This is a genomic window from Massilia sp. 2TAF26 (assembly GCF_052115005.1).
In the GTDB taxonomy this organism is placed as follows: Bacteria; Pseudomonadota; Gammaproteobacteria; order Burkholderiales; family Burkholderiaceae_D; genus Telluria.
On the sequence record NZ_JBFRFV010000012.1, the window covers coordinates 90,522 to 111,760 of the forward strand.

The window sequence follows — 21,239 nt, forward strand, 5'->3', positions numbered from 1 at the left end:
CTTCGGCGGGTCCGTTAGAACATGGTCTCCAGCGTGGCGCGCAAGGTCGCCGAACCCGGATAGACCGTGCGACTGCGCTGGGTGTCCTGGCCGGCCACCGTATAGCTGCTGGCAGTGATGCTGTCCTGGCCGAGCAGGTTGGATGCGGCGATGCGCAACTGGCGCTTGGGATCGAATTTCCACAGGGCGTACAGGTCGAGGTTGCGGCGCACGCTCTCGTAGGTCAGCTGATTGTTCGAAACCCGCACTTCGCCGCCGGTCTTGAAGGCGAAGCTGCCGCCGGCCGAGAACGCGCCACGCTTGTAGTCGGCGCCCAGCGTGCTCGAAAACGGCGTCTGGCCCATCAGGCGGTTGTTCGGACCCGGCACGTTGTCGACGCTGGACCAGTTGCGCGACACGCTGGCGCGCAGGTCGAGCGCGGTGGTGGTTTCGAACAGCGCCTTCAGCGGGAACTTGGCTTCCAATTCGATGCTCCTCGCCCGCGCGCTGCCGGTGTTGACCGGACGCGTGACCCAGCGGGTACCGTCGAACACGGTCTGGAGGCGCGTGTTGTTGTCGATGTTGCGCGCCGAGACCGCGGCCGACAGCAGCGCACCCTCGGCCCAGTAGTGTTCGTAGGCGGCGTCGATGCCGAGCGCCAGTTCCGGTTTCAGGTCCGGGTTGCCGGTGTCGTCGGGCTGGGTCTGGTCGTTGTTGACCGAAGTGAAGCGGTGCGGGATCATGGCTTGCAAGTTCGGTGCCTTGTAGGTGCGGGTTAGCGCGAAGCGCAGCTGGTCGCCGTTGGACCCGGGCAGCTTGTACAAGGTCTGGAACAGCGGGCTCCAGACGCTCGATCGCTTATGCACCGTCGCGAAGGTGTTGCCGGCGATGCGGGTCTGGATGCCTTCCCAGCGCGCGCCCAGGTACACCGACCAGCGCGGCGTGACGTTCCACTCGTCCTGGGCGTACAGCGCCAGGCGCGTGAGGTCGGCGATGTAGAACTCGTCGCCGCCCGGCAGAGGCACGGTCGGCCGCACCGAATCGCGATCGCGCCGCGCATCGTTCTCGTGCTGCACCCCGCCATCCCAGCCGAAGGCCAGCGCATGGCCTTCCCAGCTCGCGCTGGTGAACTTGCCCATCGTGTTGACCTCGCGGAAGGTCGCGTTCGACTGGACCAGTTCATGCAGATCCGGATCCGCGGCGCGATAGGTCGCGTTCGCCCCCGCGCCGACGGTCGCGCTCAGCTTCGCATCGAGCTTGGCGCCGGAATCGAATTTGTGCACCCAGTTGCCCTCCTCGCGCAGCATCTTGTAGTCGTTGCTCATGGTCTGCCGGAGGTCGGGATAAAAGGGCGGGCTACCCAGCAGGGCGGCGATCTGCGTACGGTTGTCGTTTTCGAAGCGGCCGACGTTCACCAGCGTTTGCGAGGTCACGGTGTCGCCGTTGTCCAGGGTCCAGATCAGGCGCGGGCTCAGGTTGTAGCTCGAGAAGCGTCCCGATTCGAACTGGCGGCCCTGGCGCAGGCCAAGCAGCTTGCCCGCCGCGTCGTCGAATTCCTGGTCGCTCAGCACGGTGCGGTCCAGATGCTGGTGGGCGTAGTTGGCGGTGATCGACCAGGCCAGTTTGCCGGCCTTGTCGGACATCTGCAGGTTGGCGTTCGGGCCGAGCGTCCAGTTGGCGCGCTCGAAGCCCAGCTTCAGCTGGCGCTGGCCGGCCTTCACGGTTTTCTTCAGCACGATGTTGATGGTGCCGGCGATACCCTGGGTCGAGAACTCGGCGCTCGCGGCGCGCAGCACCTCGATGCGTTCGATCAAGTCGGGCGCCAGGGAGTCCAGCGTGAAGCCGTTTGGCGCGCGTTCGCCGTTGATCAGGATCTGCGTATAGCCCTTGCCCAGGCCGCGCATCTGCACTTCGCTGCCGCGCCCACCACTACCGCTGATCGTGATGCCGGGCACGCGCTTGAGCACGTCGAGGATGCTGGTGTCGCCGTAGCGGACGATCTCGTCATGGTTGATGACGATCCTGGCGGCGGTATCGTCGCGGCGTGGGTCGTAGGCGTCGAACGCGCCGCGTACCTCGACCTGCTGCACGGTGCTGCCCTGCGCTTGCTTGCCGTCGCCGTCGCTCGCGGCTTGCCGGGCATGCGCGGATGCCGCAGCCAGCGCCACGGAAAGTGCCGCCGCCAGTTTTTTCATCTGCATATGAAAGAGGGGTGTTGTATAGTAATTAATGTGCTAAACAATAGCACTATAAATTACTAGCAACAAGAACTTTCGTTGACTACCCTTATGCGCAGGCGCTGAGCAGCACCGGAATCGATTTCGAGGTCGGCGTGCCGGCGCCGGTCGCCACGCTGTCGAGCGGCACCAGCGCATTGGTCTCGGGGTAGTAGGCGCCCAGGCAGCCGCGCGGGATGTCGTATTCGACCAGCATGAAGCGCTCGGCGCGGCGTTCGACGCCGTCATCCCATACGCTGGTGATGTCGACCCACTGGCCGTTCTGCAAGCCGAGCATCTTCAGGTCGAGCCGGTTGGCAAACAAGACCCGGCGCATGCCGAACACGCCGCGGTAGCGGTCGTCCATGCCGTAGATCGTGGTGTTGTACTGGTCGTGCGAGCGGGTCGTCATCAGCACCAGAAGGCGCTCGCCGTGGCGCGCGCGCGCGCGGTGGATCGGCGTGTCCTTGTCGATTTCCTGCACCACGAACTGCGCCTTGCCGCTGGCCGTGACCCATTCGCGCTCGCGCGAGGCGACCTTCAAATGGAAGCCGCCGGGCACCGCCACCCGCGCGTTGTACTCCTGGAAGCCGGCGATCGAGCGCTCGATGGCATCGCGGATGCGCGCGTAGTCGGCCACATGCCAGTTCCAGTCGACCTTGGTGCTGCCCAGGGTCGCCGCGGCCATGCCGGCGACGATCGCCGGTTCGGACAGCAGGTTGGGCGAGGCCGGCTTGTTCATGCCGTAGGAGATGTGCACCATGCTCATCGAATCCTCGACCGTCACGCCTTGCGCGACGCCCTGCTGCAGGTCGATCTCGGTGCGTCCCAGGGTCGGCAGGATCAGGGCGTCCTGGCCGTGCACCAGGTGGCTGCGATTCAGCTTGGTGGTCACGTGCACCGTCAGCGCGCAGGATCGCAGGGCCTGGAAGGTGAGCGGGGTGTCCGGGGTGGCGATGGCGAAGTTGCCGCCCAGGCCGATGAAGACCTTGACCCGGCCGTCCAGCATCGCCTTGATGGTCTCGACCACGTCGTAGCCGTGGTGGCGCGGCGGCTCGAAGTCGAAGGCCTTGCCGAGGCGGTCGAGGAAGGCCTGGGAGGGCTGCTCCTCGATGCCGACGGTGCGGTCGCCCTGCACGTTGGAGTGGCCGCGCACCGGGCACAGGCCGGCGCCGGGACGGCCGATATTTCCGCGCATCATCATGAGGTTGGACAGCAGCTGCACCGCCGCCAGCGAATTCTTGTGCTGGGTAAGGCCCATGCCCCAGGTCGCGATCACGCGCTTGCCCTTGACGTAGACCTGGGCCAGCTCCTCCAGCCGCGCGCGCGCGACCCCGGACTCCGTCAGGATGTCGTCCCAGCTCTCGGCCCGCAGGTCGGCGGCGAAGGCCTCGAAGCCGGTGGTGTGGCGGGCGATGAAGCCGGCGTCGATGACGCGCGCCAGGCCGGCTTCGAGGGCGGCGTCGTCCAGTTCGATCACGCGCTTGGCGACGCCCTTGATCAGGGCCAGGTCGCCGGCCAGCTTCGGCTGCACGAACAGGGTGCCGATCCTGGTGCTGGAATTGGTCAGCATCTCGAGCGGGGCCTGCGGGTCGGTGAAGCGTTCCAGGCCGCGTTCCTTGAGCGGGTTGATCGAGACGATGGTGGCGCCGCGCTTGGCGCAGGCGCGCAGCTCGCCCAGCATGCGCGGGTGGTTGGTGGCCGGGTTCTGGCCGAAGATCAGCAGGGTGTCGGCTTGTTCGAAGTCTTCCAGGGTGACGGTGCCCTTGCCGATGCCCACCGTGCCGGGCAGGCCGCGGCTGGTCGGCTCGTGGCACATGTTCGAGCAGTCGGGAAAGTTGTTGGTGCCGTACAGGCGCACGAACAGCTGGAACAGGAAGGCCGCCTCGTTGCTGGCGCGGCCGGAGGTGTAGAAGGCGGCCTGGTTCGGGTCGGGCAGGGCCTGCAAGTGGCGCCCGACCAGGGCGAAGGCGTCCGCCCAGGCGATCGGCACGTATTTGTCGCTGGCGCCGTCGTAGACCAACGGGTCCGTCAGGCGGCCGTGCTGCTCCAGTTCATAGTCCGATTGCCGCATCAGTTCGGCCACGGTGTGGCGCGCGAAGAAATCCGGACCGACGCGCTTGCTGGTCGCTTCAGCGGCGACCGCCTTCACGCCGTTCTCGCAGAATTCGAAGGTCGATGCATGCGCGCGGTCCGGCCAGGCGCAGCCCGGACAGTCGAAGCCGTCCGGCTGGTTCTGCCTGAACAGCGTCTTGTAATTGCTGCCGCTGACCTTTTCCCTGAACAGGTTGATCGCCACCTGCTTGACCGCACCCCAGCCGGCGGCGGCATGGGTGTAGGGCGCGACGAAACCTTCGTTGTTTTGTTTTCCCACGATTACTCCTGTACTCCTGTATCTGGCGACACGGCCGGCGCGACGTGGTGCCGGTCCGAGTCGAGTCGACAGAGTACGCCCGCTTACCCGACGGCAGCGTGCACACAATCCTCCTGTTGACAGGAGCACAGTACGGAACATGGAACGGCAGCCTCCGGCAGCGCCGCAGCCCTTCGGCTATACTGCCGGCGTGCCCACACTGTATGAAACCCTCGCCGCGGAAATCGAGAGCCAGATCGCCAGCGGCGTCCTGCTCGAAGGCGAAAAAATCCCCTCGATACGCCAGACCAGCCAGCATCACAACCTGAGCATCACCACGGTGCTGCGGGCCTACGTGCTGCTCGAAAGCCGCGGCATCGTCGAGAGCCGGCCGCAATCCGGCTATTTCGTGCGCCCGCGCGTCAAGCCGGCGGCGCCGCCGTCGCACGTCCCTGCGCCGCTGATGCTGTCGTCCGAGGTCGACGTCAGCCGGCTGGTGCTCAAGACCCTGCGCTCGATCCACACCGGCGGCGCGGTGCCGCTCGGATCGCCGTATGCGGATCCGTCCAGCTACCCGTGGAAGCGCCTCAGCCAGTACGCCAATGCGATCGCGCGCCGCCACCAGGAGTGGAGCGTGATGAACGACCTGCCGCCGGGGCATCCGCAGCTGATCCGGCAGATCGCCCGCCGCCACCTCGAGAACGGCCTCGCGGTCGATCCGGGCGAGATCATCGTCACGGTCGGGGCGACCGAGGCGATCAACCTGTGCCTGCAGGCGGTGGCGCGGCCGGGCGACACCATCGCGGTCGAGTCGCCGACCTACTACGCCATGCTGCATGCGATCGAGCGGCTCGGGATGCGCGCCGTGGAGGTGGTGACGGATCGGAAGGAGGGCATCGATCTCGAGGCGCTGGCCGAAGTCATCGCCAGCCAGAAGATCGCCGCCTGCATGGTGATGCCGAACTTCCAGAATCCGCTCGGTTTCCAGATGAGCGACGAGCGCAAGCGCGCGCTGGTCGAGCTGCTGGGGACGCACGGGATCCCGGTCATCGAGAACGACGTCTACCACGAGCTGTATTACGGCGACAGCCATCCGACCTCGCTGAAGTCCTTCGACACCAGGGGGCTGGTGCTGCATTGCGCCTCGTTCTCGAAGAGCCTGACGGCGGCCTACCGGATCGGCTGGTGCCTGCCGGGCCGCTACACGGCCGAGGTGGAAAAGCTGAAGTTCCTGAATACCCTGGCGACCTCCTCGCTGCCGCAACTGGCGATCGCCGAATACCTGCAGAACGACGGCTATGACGCCCACCTGCGCAAGATGCGCAAGGCCTTCGCGCAGCAGGCGCGGATCATGTCCGCGGCCGTGCTGCGCTTCTTCCCGGAAGGAACGCGGGTGAGCGAGCCGAAGGGCGGCTATGTGCTGTGGGTGGAGCTGCCCGGCGGGGTCGATGCGATGACGCTGTATGCGCGCGCGCTCGAAGAGGGGATCACGGTCGGCCCCGGGAATATGTTCTCGGCGCGCGGCAGCTTCGATCATTTCATCCGGCTGAACTACAGCTACCCGTGGAGCGCCCGCGTCGAAGCCGCGGTGAAGCGGCTCGGCCGCCTGGTGGCCGAACTGGCCGGGGACGCTTCCTAGCGTTCGCGCAGCGGCGCCGGAGTCGGCGAGCTGGTCAATCGTCGTGTCGAACATGGTAGAGCTTTCGGATACCGCAAAAGACCGCTAGTGTCGGCGCAGCCGTAACCTGCTCTGCGGTACAGAACTGCTCACATGAAAAGGATACAGTCGCCCGAGCGCTGTGTCCGTCCTGTCCCGATGCATCTGTATTCCTTGCCCCCGGGCTGGCCGCAGTATGCTGCGGCGATGGACATGAGCAATGAACAAATGAACGAGGGCGAGGCGGCCTTGGCCGGCCTGCTCGAACAGCTGTGGCGGATGGCGCAGGAGGCGCCGTCCAGGTCCTGTTCGCTGGCGCGGGCCAGCAAGCGCACGCGGCGCCCGATGAGCGTCCTGACGCGGCAACTGAGCCTGCTGTCCGAGGCCGGCTGGGTGCAGGTGGCGGCGCACGAGGAGGGCGGCGGCAGCGTGACGCTGACGGCGGCCGGGCGCGAGCTGTGCGCCGGCTGGTTCGGCGCCTGAGAGCTCTTATCCTCCGACCAGCGACATGCGGACTACCGGATAGCGTCCCGCACCGCCGTGCCTCCGCAGCGCGCCGCGCTGTTCCGAATAGCGGTCGGCGCGCGTGCTCCAGCTGGCGCGGATCGTCTGCGCCAGCTGGCCGGTCCGGCCGGCACGCAGCCAAGGACGCAAGTCGACCGAACGCGCCGCGAACAGGCACAGGAACAGCTTGCCGTCGGCGCTGACGCGGGCGCGGGTGCAGTCGCCGCAAAACGGCTTCGATACGCTGGCGATGAATCCGACCTCGCCGCCGCCGTCGGCGTAGCGAAAGCCGTTGGCGGTATCGCTGGCATGTCCCGGCTGCGGGACCAGCGCGAACTCGCTGCCGATCAGCGCGCGCATCTCCGCCGCGGTCACCACCTGGTCGAGCCGCCAGCCTTCGGCGCCGCCGACGTCCATGTATTCGATGAAGCGCAGATTGACGCCGCTGTGGCGGAAATGGCGCGCCAGCGGCAGGACCTGGTGCGCGTTGCGGGTCCTGCTGATCACCGCGTTCACCTTCACCGGCGCCAGTCCGGCGGCCTGCGCGGCCTCGATCCCGTCGAGCACCCGGGCGACCGGGAAGTCGACGTCGTTCATGGCGCGGAACACGGCATCGTCGAGCGCGTCGAGGCTGACGGTCACGCGGCCCAGGCCCGCATCCCTGAGCGCGCGCGCCTGCGCCGCGAGCAGGGCACCATTGGTCGTCATCGCGATCTCGACCGGCTTGCCGGCCGGTGTCTCCAGTCGCGCCAGCGCTTCGACGAGGCGCGGCAGGTCCTTGCGCAGCAGCGGCTCGCCGCCGGTGATCCGGATCTTTTCCACTCCCAGGCCGACGAAGGTCCTGGCAAGCGTCGTCATCTCGTCGAAGGACAGGCGCTCTGCCGCGCGCAGGAAAGGGTAGTCGCGCGTGAAGACTTCCTTGGGCATGCAGTAGGTACAGCGGAAGTTGCACTGGTCGATGACGGATAGCCGCAAGTCCTTGAGGGGGCGCATCAAGGTGTCGGTGAGGCCCGTCGCGGGCAGGAATGGATTCATGCGGCGAGGATAGCAGCGCTTGCGCGCACCGCGTGCATACAGTCGGGCCTGGGCGCAGGCAGTACAGTTCCGCTGGCGTCAGCCCGGCTGCAGGGTGAACACGGCGCGCACCTCGCCGGCCGGCATGCCGCGCGCATTCAGGATCGCCGGCGCGCGCCAGGGTTCGAGCAGTTCGCGGCGCTGCGCGTCCAGCAGGCCGAGCTGCTCGAGCGCGCTGAAGGTGGACGGATGCAGGGCGCGCACGGCGCCGTCCGCGACCTTGATCGCGATGCCGATGCCGGCCGAGCGCACGCCGATCGCCTGCACCGCGTCGGCGCCGATCTTCGCCACCCAGTCGCCGCGGCCGGCCGTCATCCAGGCGAGGTCGGTGCGCGCCTCGCCGGACACCAGGTCGGGCCGCTTGGTCATCGCATCGAACAGGTCGCCCAGCACGCTGCCCAGGCGCGCATCGCGGCCGCCTTGCGCCAGGCGCGCATACAGGTGGGCCAGGCGCGCCAGCGGCATCGCATAGTTGGGCGCCGAGCAGCCGTCGATCCCGGTCGGCAGGTTTTCCTCGTTCATCTGCACGGCCTCGGCCAGTGTGGTGCGGATCGCCTGCTGCAGCGGGTGGCCGGGGCCGACATAGCCGGCGGTCGGTACGTCGTGCAGGCGGCACCAGGCCAGGAAGCCGCTGTGCTTGCCCGAGCAGTTGTGGTGGACCGTGCGCCAGCGCCGCCCGGCCGGCGGCGGCAGGCCGACCGCGTCGTAGTATAGCGGGGTGGCGCAGCCGCATTCGAGGTGGGTCTCGTCGAGGCCGATCTTGCCGAGGATGGACTGGACGCCCGCCAGGTGCTTTTCCTCGCCCGAGTGGCTGGCGCACAGCAGGGCCAGTTCGTCGAGCGTGAGGCCAAGGCGCGCCGGGCCGTCGGCCAGCATGAAGGGCAGGGCCTGGAAGGGCTTCAGCGCCGACCGCGTGAAGACCATGGCGTCGGGATCGCCGCTGGAGTACAGCAGGCGGCCGGCGGCGTCGACCACGGCGATCGAACCGAAATGGATGTTCTCGACCGGGTAGCCGGTCTCCGGATAGCCACGGCTGGTGGCGACGAGGGGGACTGGATGCATGGGTGTCGTCCTGATGATCGATTCCGAAACTCTAGCGGATATTCGCACCGGGGCGCGCAGGACGCGAAAACCCATGCATCTGCGGCAATCCTGCTCAGTTCTTGTGCTTGCTGAAGCGGTGTCCCTGGTCGAATGCCGAGCCCAGCGAGAGGATCAGGCCCGAAGCGGCCAGGATCAGGACGACGCCCCCGGTGGCATGGCCGGGCGAGCTGGCGACCATGGACAGCGCCCACAATGGCGCGAGTCCGCCGGCGATCGCGGTGCCGATTTCCCGCGCCGCGCCCATGCCGGTGGAGCGGCTCTGCACCGAGAACTGGCGGCTGAGGAAGGAGCCTTGCGGCGCGAACATCATCGGCGCCAGGATGCCGGTGCCGACGATCAGGGCGGCGTAGATCAGCGAATTCTGGCCGCTGGCCAGCAGCGCCATGAAGGGATAGGCGAACAGTGCCGACAGCAGGCCGCCGACGATCAGCACCTTCTTGCTGCTGTACTTGTCGCACAGCCAGCCGAAGGTCGGCACGGCGACGATGGCAACCAGGCTCGCGAGCGTCACCGACAGCGAGGTCACGTTCGCGGAGACACCCTTGAACTGGGTCAGATAGGCCAGTGAGAAGGTCTTGAAGATGTAGCTCAGGGCGTTGTAGCCGATCGCGACCAGGAAGACGACCAGCAGGCCGGCGCGGTTGGTGCCGAACAGTTCCTTGAACGGCTTTTTCTCGGCGCCGCCGGCTGCAGCCCGGTCAAATTCCGGCGTTTCCGGCAGGCGCTTGCGGACCCAGATGCCGACCATCACCAGCACGGAGCTGAGCAGGAAGGGGATGCGCCAGCCGCCGCTCTGCAGGAATTTGTCGCCGCCGAGGGTCAGCAGGTAGACCGTGAAGGACGACAGCAGGAGGCCGAGGTTCAGGCCGAGCGCCGGCCAGGAGCCCTGGCGGCCGCGCCTGTCGTCGCTGGCATGCTCGTACGAGGTCACGGAGGCGCCGGCAAACTCGGCGCCGGCGCCCAGGCCCTGCAGGATACGGATGACGACCAGCAGCAACGGGGCCCAGAAGCCGATCGTTGCGTAGGAAGGAATCAGGCCGATGGCGGTCGTGCAGACACCCATCAGGAAGAAGGTCACGTAAAGCAGCTTCTTGCGGCCGAAGCGGTCGCCGAAGTAGCCGAACAACACGCCGCCGAGCGGGCGCGCCACGAAGCCGATGGCGAAGGTGGAAAATGCCATCATCGACGCGGTCGACGGATTCGACGCATCGAAGAACACCTTGCTGAAGACGATCGATGCCATCGTCGCGTACAAATAAAAGTCGTACCACTCGAGCATCGAGCCGACGATGGTCGCGGTTGCCACCCGCTTCAGGCGGCTGGCCGCCTGTTCTGGCGTTTCCCAATCGGGTTTGCGCATCTCCATAATGTCTCCTTGGATCCTGGTTGTTATGTGTTATCTGGTATCTGTTGAATAGAATCGCTGGCGGGCCGCGATTCAGCGGCCGGGAATCACTTCGCGCACGATGTACTCGGCAATCGCCATCGACGAGGTGGCGCCCGGCGACGGTGCGTTGCGGATGTGCGTGATATTTCCCTGGCGGCGGATGACGAAATCGTCCACCAGGGAGCCATCGCCCTGCATGGCCTGGGCCCGGATGCCGCGCACGGCCGGGGTCACGCCGACCTCGGACAGGCTCGGTACATACTTGGCGGCTTCGCGCACGAACACCGATTCGCTGAGGACCGTCTTCAGTTCGCGCAGCGTGGCGGGCACATTACGCGATGCAAATTTCCAGAAGCCGGCATAGGTGAGGAAGTCGGCGATATCGCGCGCGCTGAAACGCTTGCCGTCGTAATTTTCCCGGCCGAGCGAGATGAAGGCGTTCGGGCCGATGGTCATCTGGCCGTCGATGCGCTTCGTGAAATGCACACCGAGGAAGGGGAAGCGCGGGTCGGGGACCGGATAGATCAGACCTTTGACGTGCGACTTGAAGGCCTCGTCGATGACGTAGTACTGGCCGAAGAAAGGCACGATTTTCGGGGTCGCCTCGTCTCCGGAGCGCTGGGCCAGGCGGTCCGACTGGAGGCCGGAGCAGGCGATTGCGAAGTCGAAATGCCCGGGATGCACTTCACCGCTCTCGAGTTCGACATGGATCTGGCCGCCGCGTTCGATCAGGCGGGATACCGGTGCATTCAGGCGGATGCTGCCGCCTTTTTCCTCGATCTCCTGGGCGATGCGGCGGGCGATCTGCCCGTAACTGACGATGGCGGTATGCGGCGAATGCAGGGCGCGGATGCCGATGCAGTTCGGCTCGATCTCGCGCAGCTCTTCCGGGCCGACCATGCGCACGCCGGGCACCTTGTTGTTCAGCGATTTCTTGTAGATGGCATCGAGGCGCGGCAGTTCTTCCTCGTTGAGGGCGACGACCACTTTGCCGCACTCGTCGTAGGGGATGGCATGTTCGAGGCAGTAGTTCCTGACCAGTTCGACGCCGCGGCGGCACAGGCGCGCCTTGAGGCCGCCGGGTTCGTAGTACAGGCCGGCGTGCACCACGCCGGAGTTATGGCTCGACTGGTGCTGCGCAACCGCCGTCTCTTTTTCGAATACCGTGACCGAGGCGTCCGGATCGTCCAGCAACAATTGCCGGGCCACCGACAGTCCATTGATACCGCCGCCAATGACGGCATAGCGCTTCTTGCTCATACACACCTTTCGAGAATGACACTCGCATGTTAGCGGCATGAATATCGATGAAAAGCGAAAAATTTCAGATAAACTTGTTTCCTTTTGTCGAACAAATGCTGGCAATGACGTTCAAACAACTCGAGGCTTTCTATTGGGCGGCAAGCTGCGCGAATTTCGCCATCGCGGCCGAGCGCCTGCACCTGTCGGTCTCTTCGCTGTCCAAGCGTATTGCCGAGCTCGAAGAGTCGCTCGGCGTGAGCCTGTTCGATCGCAGCGGCCATCGCGCGGTCATGACGGAGGCTGGGCAAGGCCTGTTGCCGCGGGCGCTGGACTTGCTCGATGCCGCCGCCGGCATCCGCAATACCTTCGCGCCGGGCGCAGGCCTGGTCGGCCGCTGCGCCTTCGGTGTCGGTGAGCTCAGCGCCCTGACCTGGCTGCCCCGTTTCATCGCGCAGGCAAGGGCGCAGTACCCGAAGCTGGTGCTGGAACCTTATGTCGACGTTGGCGCAGTGCTCGAGGCGAAGGTGGATAACGGCGAGCTCGACTTCGCCATCATCGCCGGCCGCTCGTCGCGCCAGACCATGCTGTCGCAGCCGATCGCGCAGGCGCAGTTCGTATGGACGGCAACACCGGCGGCGGCGGCGCAGTATGGGAGCGTGCCCGGGATGATCCGGGCCAGGCAGCCGATCATTGCCTTGCCGCCCGGCGCCGGGACCACGCGCCTGATCGACGACTGGCTGCTGGCGCACGGGATCGCGGCGGTTGAACGGATCAGCTGCAACAACTGGGGTGCGATTGCCGGGATGCTGATCGCATCGGTCGGCGTGGGCATTCTGCCCGAGGCATGGGCGCGCAAGCTGGTAGGCGAGGGCCTCGTGTGCATCCTGAGCGACGAGCACGTGCCGAGGCCGCTCACCTATTCCTTCCAGTGGCGGCGCGGCGATTCGCGCCCCCTGGTCGACCAGATGCTGGCGCGGGCGAGGAGTGCGGTGGACTTTTCCGCCGACGCGCGCCTGCCTTTGCTGGTCTGATTTCTATACATATTGCCAACGCTTTGGCGCCGGTTTTCGGCATTTCATCCCGCGTTTTCGACGCTTCGGCGGATACCGGCTGACGCTTGTCGAGGGCCTGAATACACTTCCATCACTCGCCGCACATTTTGGGATGCGGCGATATGAAAAACGGTGGACCCGTAGCGCGATCATAAATTGTTTTGATGAGGCGCCTTCGGTCCGTGATTTATATCGAATAGTGAATGGGAGCAATCATGCGCATCAAACAAGTCCTGGCCTTCATCGGCGCCGCCGCAGTCTCGACCCTGGCCCTGGCCGAACCCGCACCGGTGGCCGTCAGCGCCGACGGCAGCACCGTGACCGTGTACGGCAATACCAGCCAGCTGATCCACCTGACGCCGGGCCAGGCCGCGGACGCCACCGGCTCCTTCAAGCTGAAGGATGGCCGCATGCTGCGCCTGACCAGCCGCGACAGCAAGATGTTCATGGAAGTCGACGGCAAGCGCGAACAACTGCTCCCCCTGTCGCGCACCGAGTTCGTGGCGAAAAACAGCGGCGCACGGGTGGAGATCGACGAAGAGGCTTTCCCGGACAACGTGCAGCTGACCCAGTTCCGCCGCTGATACCTTGTACGGACACATCAAGCGGCCGGCCTGGCCGATGGGACCGGGCCGGCGATTCATTCCTCAGAAGGGATCCCCGAAGCGTCCCGCCTGGTAATCCAGGATCGCCTGGTTGATCTCTTCGCGGGTGTTCATCACGAAGGGGCCGTGTGCGACGACCGGCTCGCCGATCGGTTCGGCGTGCCCGAGCAGCAGCAGGCAGTCCTTTTCCGCGATGATTTCCAGTTCGTCGCCGACGGTGTCGAATTGGGCCAGGTGGAAGGGGCCGACGGTGTCCGGCGCAATGCTGATGACGCCGCGCACCACGTACAGGAAGACGCTGCGGTCCAGCAGATTGTCGAGGTAGAGGCGGCCGCCCGCCTGCATCTCCACGGTGCTCATGAAGACCCCGGTCAGGGATTCGACCGGGCCCTTGACGCCCTGGAATTCGCCCGACACCAGATGCACGCGCACCCGCCCGGTGTCGGTTTCCACCACCGGGATCTGGTCGCGCTGCAGGCCGACGTAGCGCGGCGCCGTCATCTTCAAGCCAGGGGGCAGGTTCACCCACAGCTGCAAAATCTCGAGCGGGCCGCCGTTCTGCATGAATTCGCGCGGCGAGATCTCGGCGTGCACGATGCCGCGTCCCGCCGTCATCCATTGCACGCCGCCGGGGCCGATCACGCTTTCGTGGCCGGCGCTGTCGCGGTGGGCCAGCATGCCGTCGAGGATGAAGGTGACGGTCTCGAAGCCGCGGTGCGGATGCGGGCCGAAGGGCAGGCCGCCGTTGTGCGGCGGGTAGACCTGGGGACCGTGGTGGTTGAGGAACAGGAAGGGATCGACCTGGTCGATGTGCGGGCCCGGCACCGGGCGCTGGGTGATCAGGTCGCCGATATCGTCGCGCATGGCCGGGTGCAGCCGCTGGATGGTCTTGTAGCTCATGCCTGTCCTTTTTGCTGTTGTTCGTTTCCCCATACGATAACCGATTCCGCGCTGCCGGCGGCGCGCGCCGGCCCGCTGAGGCCGTGCTAGACTCCTTGCGCTTTTGCAACAAGGAGACAAGCTTCAATGAAAACAAGAAAGACCCTGGCCTGCCTGCTGCTGGCCTTCGCCGCCGGCACCGCCGCCGCCGTCAATGCCGTACCCGCGACACCCGCCGCGCCCGCCGTACCGGGCGAGGCCGCGGTCAAGGCCGCCAAGCACGCCGTCACCGCCTACCGCGACGACGTCGTCGACACCCTCGCCAAACTGGTCAGCTACAACACGGTGGCCGACAAGGACCTGCCCGTCGAGCGCAACCCCCAGCACATCGGCTTCAAGAATTTCCTGAAGGCGGAGGCGGCGCGCCTCGGCCTCGATTTCGCCGACTACGGCCACGTGGTCGTGATCGGACTGGGCGCGCCCGACGCCGCCGAGCGCGTGGGCATGATCGCGCACGGCGACGTGCAGCCGGTCGACCCGTCGAAGTGGAAGAAGTCGCCCTTCGAACTGGACCGCACCAGCGAACCGGGCAAGCTGCTGGCGCGCGGCGCCGAGGACGACAAGGGCCCGATCGCCACCGCCCTGTATGCGATGAAGTCGCTGAAGGACCTGCAGCTGCCGCTGTCCAGGCGCATCGAGCTCTACGTCTACATGGCCGAGGAATCGGACTGGGAGCCGCTGGCCGCTTTCGTGAAGACCCATCCGCTGCCGCAGGTGAACATCACCCTGGACGCCGAGTACCCGGCGGTGACGGCGGAAAAGGGCTACGGCACGGTCGCCGTCACCTTCCCGAAGGGCGCGCAGCCGGCGCAGGATTCGCCTGTCGTTGCGCAGTTCGGCGGCGGCTTCTTCGGCAGCCAGATCCCCGAGGACGCGCAGGCGACCATCGCCAACGCCAGCCCGGCGCTCGAAACCCAGATCAGGCAGCGCGCCGCGAAGCAGACCGGCATGCGCTACACCTTCGAACGCAAGGGCGGCGAGCTGGAGATCGCGGCCAAGGGCGTGTCGGCGCATTCGTCCAAACCCGAGGATGGCCTGAACGCGATCAGCATGCTGGCCGACGCGCTGGCCGTGCAGGCCTGGCCCGACACGCCTGCCGGCGCCCTGGTCAACTTCCTCAACGAGATGGTCGGCACCGGCTACTACGGCGAGAAGTTCGGCAACATCGCCTACCGCGACGGCTTCATGGGGCCGATGACCTTCGCCCCGACCGTGATCCGCCAGAAGGGGGACGGTCCCGAGCTGTCGATCAACATCCGCCGCCCGCAGGGCAAGACCGCGCAGCAGCTCTCCAACGAGATCAACGCCGCGCTGGCGCAATGGCAGGGCGCGCACGGCGCGATGCAGCTGGCCGATGTGAAGGTGCAGATCGGCGAGCCCTGGATCCAGCAGGACGCGCCGCAGCTGCCGGTGCTGATGAAGGTGTTCTCGTACTTTACGGGCGTGAAGGATCCGAAGCCGGTCGCGGTCGGCGGCGGCACCAACTCGCGCCTGTTCCCGCGCGCCGTCAGCTTCGGCCCGGCGATGCCGCGCACGGTCTACACCGGCCATTCGGAGCACGAGTTCATCACCCTCAAGCAACTCTTGCTGAACCTCGAGATGTACACGGCCGTACTGGCCGAACTCGCGCAGTAAGAATTCACCATCGCGGTCCCGCGGCGATGCGTCCGGGACCGCTTCCGACCCCCGCCGCCCGCTTCGATCCCGCGTTTTGACATGTAGGCGGAAGCCTCGCCAAAATCTGCGAAATTTTCTAATCGTTCTGTAGGTCTAAGCCTACAAGAGGTCCCGCTTCATAGGGGAAAACTGCCCTCGTTCCACGCTCTCCCTAGGAGAGTGGGCGCCCGAGCCTGTGCTTGCCGGAAGCCTTCCGCATGAGCTTGTTGATGGCCGGAAAACCCTGCACTGACACTTGGAAAATGTGTCGAAAACGCCATGATAGGATCGGTCACTGACCCGACATGACCGCCATCATCGCCATGCACATCCAAGAACTCGTAAAGCCAGACGGACGCCCACTCACCCTCTACAGTAACAAGCCGATCCCGGCCGGCCTGGTTGCGCCGAGCCCATTTCCCGACCCGCAACATGCGAATCCGCACCTGCGCTGGCATCCGCTGCGCGGCGAGTGGGTCACCTATGCGGCGTTCCGGCAAAACAGGACTTACCAGCCGCCGCCGCAGTACAATCCGCTGGCCCCGACCAGCGACCCCCAGCACCCGACCGAGATGCCGGCCGGCGATTACGAGATCGCGGTGTTCGACAACCGCTTCCCGTCGCTGGCGCTGGATTCCCACGATCCGCCGGTGCTGACGGTGCCGACCGCGCCGGCCAACGGCCATTGCGAAGTGGTGGTGTTCACCCAGGATCCGCAGGCCGCGCTGGGCCGGCTGCCGCTGTCGCGCATCGAGCTGCTGCTGCAGGTGTGGGGCGACCGCACCACCCGCATCGGCGGCCGCCAGCACATCCAGTACGTGCTGCCGTTCGAGAACCGCGGCGCGGAGGTCGGCGTGACCCTGCACCATCCGCACGGCCAGATCTACTGCTATCCCTTCGTGCCCTCGGTGCCGGCGCGCCAGCTGGCCCAGGAACGCGAGTACTACCTGCAGCACGGCTCCAGCCTGCTGTGCGACATGGCGCGCGACGAAGCCGCCGACGGCAAGCGCGTGCTGTTCCAGGACGAGCATGCGATCGCCTTCGTGCCGGCCTGCGCCCGCTATCCCTACGAGGTGTGGGTGATGCCGACCGCCCCCTGCAAGGACTTCGCCGCGCTCACCCCGCCGCAGCGCGCGAGCCTGGCGCGCGCCTTGAAGACGGTGCTGCTCAAGTTCGACAATCTGTGGGACCGGCCTTTCCCCTACCTGATGGCGTGGTACCAGGCGCCCACCGACGGCGCCGAGCATCCGGAAACCCAGCTGCACTGCCAGTTCTATCCGCCGTACCGCACCCGCGACCGCCTGAAGTACCTGGCCGGCACCGAGCTGGCGGCCGGCATGTTCGCGATGGACGTGCTGCCCGAAACCACGGCCTACGAGCTGCAGCAGGTCGAAGTGAACCTGGAGGATGGCGCATGAGCGTGAGCGCCGATCCGCTGGCGGTGCGCGGCGCGGAAGCCGCCGCCAAGCTGGCCCTGCTGCGCGAAGCGCTGGCCCAGGCGGGCGCCGGTGCAATCCGCCTGCGCGGCGCCGGCTGGTTCGCCTGGGCGACGGCGGGCGGCGCGCCGTTCGCGCCGGAAGGCTGCGAGGCCTGCGTGGCCGAACTGCTGGTCACGCCCGAGGAAGCCTGCGTGCTCACCGACGAGGTCGAGGCCGAGCGCCTGCGCCAGGAAGAGATTCCGGCCGGCTTCACCTTCCACATCGCGCCCTGGACCGAGCCCGAGCTGCACGAGACCTATGCGCTGGGCGCGGCCGCCGGTCGCGCCGTGCTGTCCGACCGTCCGCACAACGGCGAACTGGCGCTGCCCGCCAGCCTGAAGCTGCGCCGCATGGTGCTGGGCGTGGAGGAAAGTGAACGCTACCGCCGGCTGGGCCGCGAAACGGCCGAGGCGATCGGCGAAGCGCTGCGCGCTGCGCGCCCTGACTGGACCGAATACCGGCTGGCGGGAGAGGGCGCGCGCGCCCTGCTGCGGCGCGGGATCGAGCCGGCGCTGGTGCTGGCCGCCGGCGAACGCCGGATGGGGCAGTGGCGCCGGCCCACGCCTTCGCATGAAACCCTCGGCGCGCGCGCTACGCTGTCCTGCTGCGCGCGCAGGCACGGCCTGATCGCCAGGTTGTCCCGTTCGGCCAGCTTCGGGCCGGCGCCTGGCGTCCAGCAGGAGCTGCTGCGCCTGGAGGCGACCGGACTGGACGCGGTACGCCCCGGGCAGTCGCTGGCGGCGGTGTATCACGCCTTCGACGCCGCCTATCGCCACGCCAACCGGCCGGATGCGATCCGCGAACGGCGCCTGGGCGGCATCGCCGGCTACCAGGCCTGCGAACTCGCCGTCAGCCCCAGCACCGCGACCGGACTGGAGACCGGCATGGCCTTCGCATTCAACCCCGGCTTCGAGGGCATGGTGATCGAGGACAGTTTCCTGCTCGGCGCGAACGGACTGGAAAACCTGACGCTCGACCCGCAGTGGCCGGCGGCGAACATCGGCGGCCGTGTGCGGCCGCTTTGGCTGGAGTTGACATGACAAGTGCAGAAACCTTCTTCGGCGGCGCCCCGGAGGCGTGCGCATCGGCTCCCGGCCGGGTCAACCTGCTGGGCGAACACACGGACTACAACGACGGCTTCATGCTGCCGGTCGCCACGCCCCAGCGCACCTCGGTGGCGCTGGCGCACAGCCAGGACGACCAGCACCACCTGTATTCCGGCACCCTGGACGGCAACGTGACCTTCGCGGCGAAGGGCGGCAGCGCGCCGCAGGGCTTCGGCAGCTATATCGAAGGCTGCATCCGCCTGGTCGAGGCCACCGGGGTCGAGATCCCGCCGCTGCGCGTGTTCGTCACCACCGAGCTGCCGGTCGGTTCCGGCCTGTCGTCCTCGGCGGCGCTCGAAGTCGCGACCCTGCGCGCGTTGCGCCAGCTGCTCGGCTTCCCGCTCGACGACGTCAAGCTGGCCCAGATCGCCCAGCGCGCCGAGATCGACTATGCCCACGTCAACTGCGGCATCATGGACCAGATGGCGTCCAGCCTGTGCGACGAGCGCAGCATGTTGTTCATCGACGCCCGCACGCTGGAGCACCGGCTGGTCCAGATGCCGGCCGGGAGCGAGCTGATCGTCATCGATTCCGGCGTGCCGCGCACCCTGGCCGCCAGCAAGTACAACGAGCGCCGCTCCGAATGCGAGGAAGCCTCGCGCAAGCTGGGTGTCAAGGCCCTGCGCGACGTCACCGACCCGCAGCTCGTCGAGCAGCTGCCCGAGCCGCTGCGCCGCCGCGCGCGCCACGTGGTACTGGAAGACCTGCGCGTGCTGGAAGCTGCAAAGGGCGTATCGGCCGAGCGTTTCGGCGAACTGATGAACGCCTCGCACGACAGCCTGCGCGACGACTACGAAGTCTCGATCCGCGAACTGGACCTGCTGGTGGATGCCCTGCGCGCCGCGCCGGGCGTGCTCGGCGCACGCCTGACCGGGGCCGGCTTCGGCGGCGCCTGCGTGGCGCTGTGCCGCGCCGGCCAGGCGCAAGAGGCGGCACGAACCGCACTCTCCAACTACAACAAAGAGGGACGCAAGGGACGCATCCTGATCCCGGTTCCCGCCCAAGGAAAGGAAAACAATGAGCCAGTTTGAGTACCCCCGCCCCCAGCTGGTACGCGACAATTGGATCAACCTGAACGGCAAGTGGCGCTTCCGTTTCGACGACGAGGTGAGCTGCAGGATGCCGGACGGCGTGACCGGCTGGACCCATGAGATCAACGTGCCCTTCGCGCCGGAAACCGAAATGTCGGGCATCCAGGACACCGGCTTCCACCGCTTCTGCTGGTACGAGCGCGACTTCGAGCTGAAACCATCCGAGCAGCGCACGATCCTGCACTTCGGCGCGGTGGACTACTTCGCCCGGGTCTGGGTCAACGGCCAACTGGTGGCCGAGCACGAGGGAGGCCACACGCCGTTCTCGGCCGACATCACGCAGGCGCTGAAGGCGGACGGCAGGCAGGTCGTGACCGTGTTCGTCGAGGACGATCCGGCCGAGCTGGCCAAGCCGCGCGGCAAGCAGGACTGGCTGCTGGAGCCGCACTCGATCTGGTATCCGCGCACCACCGGCATCTGGCAGACCGTGTGGGTCGAGCAGGTCTCGCGCACCTTCATCAGGAGCCTGCGCTGGACCCCGATCTTCGAGACCTTCGAGATCGGCTGCGAGGTATTCGCCGGCGGCGACATCCAGGAGAACATGTTCGTCGAGGTCAAGATCTGGCATGGCGATATCCTGATGGCGGACGATCACTACAAGCTGCTGCAGGGCGAGGCGAACCGCAAGATCGCGCTGTCCGACCCCGGCATCGACGATTCGCGGAACGAGTTGCTGTGGAGCCCCGAGCGGCCGACCCTGCTGGACGCCGAGGTGATCCTGCGCTGCGGCGACCAGGTGGTCGACCACATCAAGTCGTATACCGCCTTGCGCGCCTTCCACATCAACCGCGACCGCCTGCTGCTGAATGGCCGTCCCTACCCGCTGCGCCTGGTGCTGGACCAGGGCTACTGGACCGAGTCCTTCTTGACCGCACCAAGCGACGAGCACCTCAAGCGCGACGTCGAACTGGCCAAGCTGATGGGCTTCAACGGCGTGCGCAAGCACCAGAAGATCGAGGATCCGCGCTACCTGTACTGGGCCGACAAGCTGGGCCTGCTGGTATGGGAAGAGATGCCCTCGGCTTACCGCTTCAGTCCGCATGCGATCAAGCGCATCGTCAAGGAATGGACCGAGGCCATCGAACGCGACTACAGCCACCCCTGCATCATCGTGTGGGTGCCGTTCAACGAATCCTGGGGCGTGCCGAACCTGACGCTGACCCAGGCGCACCGCAACGCGGTCGAGGCGCTGTACCACCTGACGCGCACCCTCGACGCGACCCGCCCGGTGATCGGCAACGACGGCTGGGAAGCCTCGGCCACCGACATCCTGGGCATCCACGACTACGACAGCGATCCGGAAAAGATCAAGGCACGCTACGAGGTCAGCGACCCCGTGCGCACGCTGTTCGATCAGCGCCGTCCCGGCGGACGCATCCTGACGCTGGACGGCTTCCCGCATCGCGGCCAGCCCATCGTGCTGACCGAATTCGGCGGCATCGCCTTCGATCCGAACGCGACCCCCGAGGACGGCACCTGGGGCTATACCCGTGCCCATACGGCCGAGAGTTATCACTCGCTGTACCAACGCCTGCTGAAAGTGGTCAACGAGACCTTCATGTTCAGCGGCTTCTGCTACACCCAGTTCGCCGACACCTTCCAGGAAGCCAACGGCCTGCTCAACGCCGACCGTACCCCCAAGCTGCCTTTCGAGGTGATCAGCGCCGCAACCCGCAACGTCCCGCTGCACCCGCAAGACCCTGAGAAGGAGGGTAAAGGACAAGGCGGCGCCTGACGTGCTTTACACAGTTACAGGGGCCTCGAAAACCGTCGCGAGCGGCCGCAGAGGGCGAAGG

16 protein-coding genes are annotated in these 21,239 nt (G+C 66.7%); 9 read left to right on the forward strand and 7 right to left on the reverse strand.

What is annotated here, in order from left to right; translation table 11 throughout:
- Positions 1-14: 14 nt before the first annotated feature.
- Positions 15-2,174 carry a TonB-dependent receptor plug domain-containing protein gene (locus AB4Z32_RS14535; protein WP_442122559.1) on the reverse strand — a complete coding sequence of 720 codons (2,160 nt, stop codon included), beginning with the start codon at positions 2,172-2,174 and terminating at the stop codon, positions 15-17.
- 91 nt (positions 2,175-2,265) lie between these two features.
- Positions 2,266-4,569 (reverse strand): FdhF/YdeP family oxidoreductase, encoded by a 2,304-nt coding sequence (locus AB4Z32_RS14540; protein WP_442122560.1) that lies wholly within the window; start codon positions 4,567-4,569, stop codon positions 2,266-2,268.
- 139 nt (positions 4,570-4,708) lie between these two features.
- On the opposite strand from AB4Z32_RS14540, the gene AB4Z32_RS14545 reads away from it, so the two are divergent.
- Positions 4,709-6,187, forward strand: a complete 1,479-nt coding sequence (locus AB4Z32_RS14545) for an aminotransferase-like domain-containing protein (RefSeq protein WP_442122561.1) — start codon at positions 4,709-4,711, stop codon at positions 6,185-6,187.
- 231 nt (positions 6,188-6,418) lie between these two features.
- Complete coding sequence (locus AB4Z32_RS14550; RefSeq protein WP_442122562.1) at positions 6,419-6,688, forward strand: ArsR family transcriptional regulator; 270 nt, start codon at positions 6,419-6,421, stop codon at positions 6,686-6,688.
- A 6-nt stretch (positions 6,689-6,694) separates the two neighbouring features.
- On the opposite strand, the gene moaA is transcribed toward AB4Z32_RS14550, so the two are convergent.
- From moaA to lhgO, 4 genes are all read right to left on the reverse strand, one after another.
- Positions 6,695-7,744, reverse strand: a complete 1,050-nt coding sequence (gene moaA, locus AB4Z32_RS14555) for a GTP 3',8-cyclase MoaA (protein WP_442122563.1) — start codon at positions 7,742-7,744, stop codon at positions 6,695-6,697.
- 78 nt (positions 7,745-7,822) lie between these two features.
- Entirely contained in the window at positions 7,823-8,845 is a 1,023-nt protein-coding gene (locus AB4Z32_RS14560) for an asparaginase (RefSeq protein ID WP_442122564.1), read from the reverse strand.
- Between the two features lie 94 nt (positions 8,846-8,939).
- Positions 8,940-10,247 (reverse strand): MFS transporter, encoded by a 1,308-nt coding sequence (locus AB4Z32_RS14565; RefSeq protein ID WP_442122565.1) that lies wholly within the window; start codon positions 10,245-10,247, stop codon positions 8,940-8,942.
- Between the two features lie 78 nt (positions 10,248-10,325).
- Positions 10,326-11,534 carry an L-2-hydroxyglutarate oxidase gene (gene lhgO / locus AB4Z32_RS14570; RefSeq protein ID WP_442122566.1) on the reverse strand — a complete coding sequence of 403 codons (1,209 nt, stop codon included), beginning with the start codon at positions 11,532-11,534 and terminating at the stop codon, positions 10,326-10,328.
- 95 nt (positions 11,535-11,629) lie between these two features.
- Here lhgO and AB4Z32_RS14575 point away from each other — a divergent pair, with 95 nt between their 5' ends.
- Positions 11,630-12,547 carry a LysR family transcriptional regulator gene (locus AB4Z32_RS14575; protein WP_442122622.1) on the forward strand — a complete coding sequence of 306 codons (918 nt, stop codon included), beginning with the start codon at positions 11,630-11,632 and terminating at the stop codon, positions 12,545-12,547.
- Positions 12,548-12,783: 236 nt separating this feature from the next.
- Positions 12,784-13,152, forward strand: a complete 369-nt coding sequence (locus AB4Z32_RS14580) for a hypothetical protein (RefSeq protein ID WP_442122567.1) — start codon at positions 12,784-12,786, stop codon at positions 13,150-13,152.
- Between the two features lie 63 nt (positions 13,153-13,215).
- Here the strand turns inward: AB4Z32_RS14580 and AB4Z32_RS14585 are convergent, their stop codons facing one another.
- Positions 13,216-14,073 carry a pirin family protein gene (locus AB4Z32_RS14585; protein WP_442122568.1) on the reverse strand — a complete coding sequence of 286 codons (858 nt, stop codon included), beginning with the start codon at positions 14,071-14,073 and terminating at the stop codon, positions 13,216-13,218.
- A 126-nt stretch (positions 14,074-14,199) separates the two neighbouring features.
- On the opposite strand from AB4Z32_RS14585, the gene AB4Z32_RS14590 reads away from it, so the two are divergent.
- From AB4Z32_RS14590 to AB4Z32_RS14610, 5 genes are all read left to right on the forward strand, one after another.
- Positions 14,200-15,747, forward strand: a complete 1,548-nt coding sequence (locus AB4Z32_RS14590; protein WP_442122569.1) for a dipeptidase — start codon at positions 14,200-14,202, stop codon at positions 15,745-15,747.
- Between the two features lie 326 nt (positions 15,748-16,073).
- A complete protein-coding gene (galT, locus tag AB4Z32_RS14595; RefSeq protein ID WP_442122570.1) occupies positions 16,074-17,186 on the forward strand; it encodes a galactose-1-phosphate uridylyltransferase in 1,113 nt (370 codons plus the stop codon).
- Positions 17,183-18,286: a M24 family metallopeptidase gene (locus tag AB4Z32_RS14600; protein ID WP_442122571.1), complete on the forward strand. Its 1,104-nt coding sequence runs from the start codon at positions 17,183-17,185 to the stop codon at positions 18,284-18,286. The genes galT and AB4Z32_RS14600 overlap by 4 nt, the downstream gene beginning before the upstream one ends.
- On the forward strand, positions 18,283-19,383 hold the full coding sequence (gene galK, locus AB4Z32_RS14605; RefSeq protein WP_442122572.1) for a galactokinase: 1,101 nt from the start codon (positions 18,283-18,285) through the stop codon (positions 19,381-19,383). Before AB4Z32_RS14600 ends, galK begins: the two co-directional genes overlap by 4 nt.
- Positions 19,370-21,178 (forward strand): glycoside hydrolase family 2 protein, encoded by a 1,809-nt coding sequence (locus tag AB4Z32_RS14610; protein ID WP_442122573.1) that lies wholly within the window; start codon positions 19,370-19,372, stop codon positions 21,176-21,178. Before galK ends, AB4Z32_RS14610 begins: the two co-directional genes overlap by 14 nt.
- The last annotated feature ends 61 nt before the right edge of the window (positions 21,179-21,239 follow it).

Bases quoted from the DNA above. Each gene is read 5' to 3' on its own strand.
- AB4Z32_RS14535 (WP_442122559.1), bottom strand. From the start codon at position 2,174: ATGAAAAAACTGGCGGCGGCACTTTCCGTGGCGCTGGCTGCGGCATCC.
- AB4Z32_RS14575 (WP_442122622.1), top strand. From the start codon at position 11,630: ATGCTGGCAATGACGTTCAAACAACTCGAGGCTTTCTATTGGGCGGCA.
- galK (WP_442122572.1), top strand. From the start codon at position 18,283: ATGACAAGTGCAGAAACCTTCTTCGGCGGCGCCCCGGAGGCGTGCGCA.
- lhgO (WP_442122566.1), bottom strand. From the start codon at position 11,534: ATGAGCAAGAAGCGCTATGCCGTCATTGGCGGCGGTATCAATGGACTG.
- AB4Z32_RS14565 (WP_442122565.1), bottom strand. From the start codon at position 10,247: ATGCGCAAACCCGATTGGGAAACGCCAGAACAGGCGGCCAGCCGCCTG.
- AB4Z32_RS14585 (WP_442122568.1), bottom strand. From the start codon at position 14,073: ATGAGCTACAAGACCATCCAGCGGCTGCACCCGGCCATGCGCGACGAT.
- AB4Z32_RS14550 (WP_442122562.1), top strand. From the start codon at position 6,419: ATGAGCAATGAACAAATGAACGAGGGCGAGGCGGCCTTGGCCGGCCTG.
- AB4Z32_RS14545 (WP_442122561.1), top strand. From the start codon at position 4,709: ATGGAACGGCAGCCTCCGGCAGCGCCGCAGCCCTTCGGCTATACTGCC.
- AB4Z32_RS14560 (WP_442122564.1), bottom strand. From the start codon at position 8,845: ATGCATCCAGTCCCCCTCGTCGCCACCAGCCGTGGCTATCCGGAGACC.
- AB4Z32_RS14600 (WP_442122571.1), top strand. From the start codon at position 17,183: ATGAGCGTGAGCGCCGATCCGCTGGCGGTGCGCGGCGCGGAAGCCGCC.
- AB4Z32_RS14610 (WP_442122573.1), top strand. From the start codon at position 19,370: ATGAGCCAGTTTGAGTACCCCCGCCCCCAGCTGGTACGCGACAATTGG.
- moaA (WP_442122563.1), bottom strand. From the start codon at position 7,744: ATGAATCCATTCCTGCCCGCGACGGGCCTCACCGACACCTTGATGCGC.
- AB4Z32_RS14580 (WP_442122567.1), top strand. From the start codon at position 12,784: ATGCGCATCAAACAAGTCCTGGCCTTCATCGGCGCCGCCGCAGTCTCG.
- AB4Z32_RS14590 (WP_442122569.1), top strand. From the start codon at position 14,200: ATGAAAACAAGAAAGACCCTGGCCTGCCTGCTGCTGGCCTTCGCCGCC.
- galT (WP_442122570.1), top strand. From the start codon at position 16,074: ATGACCGCCATCATCGCCATGCACATCCAAGAACTCGTAAAGCCAGAC.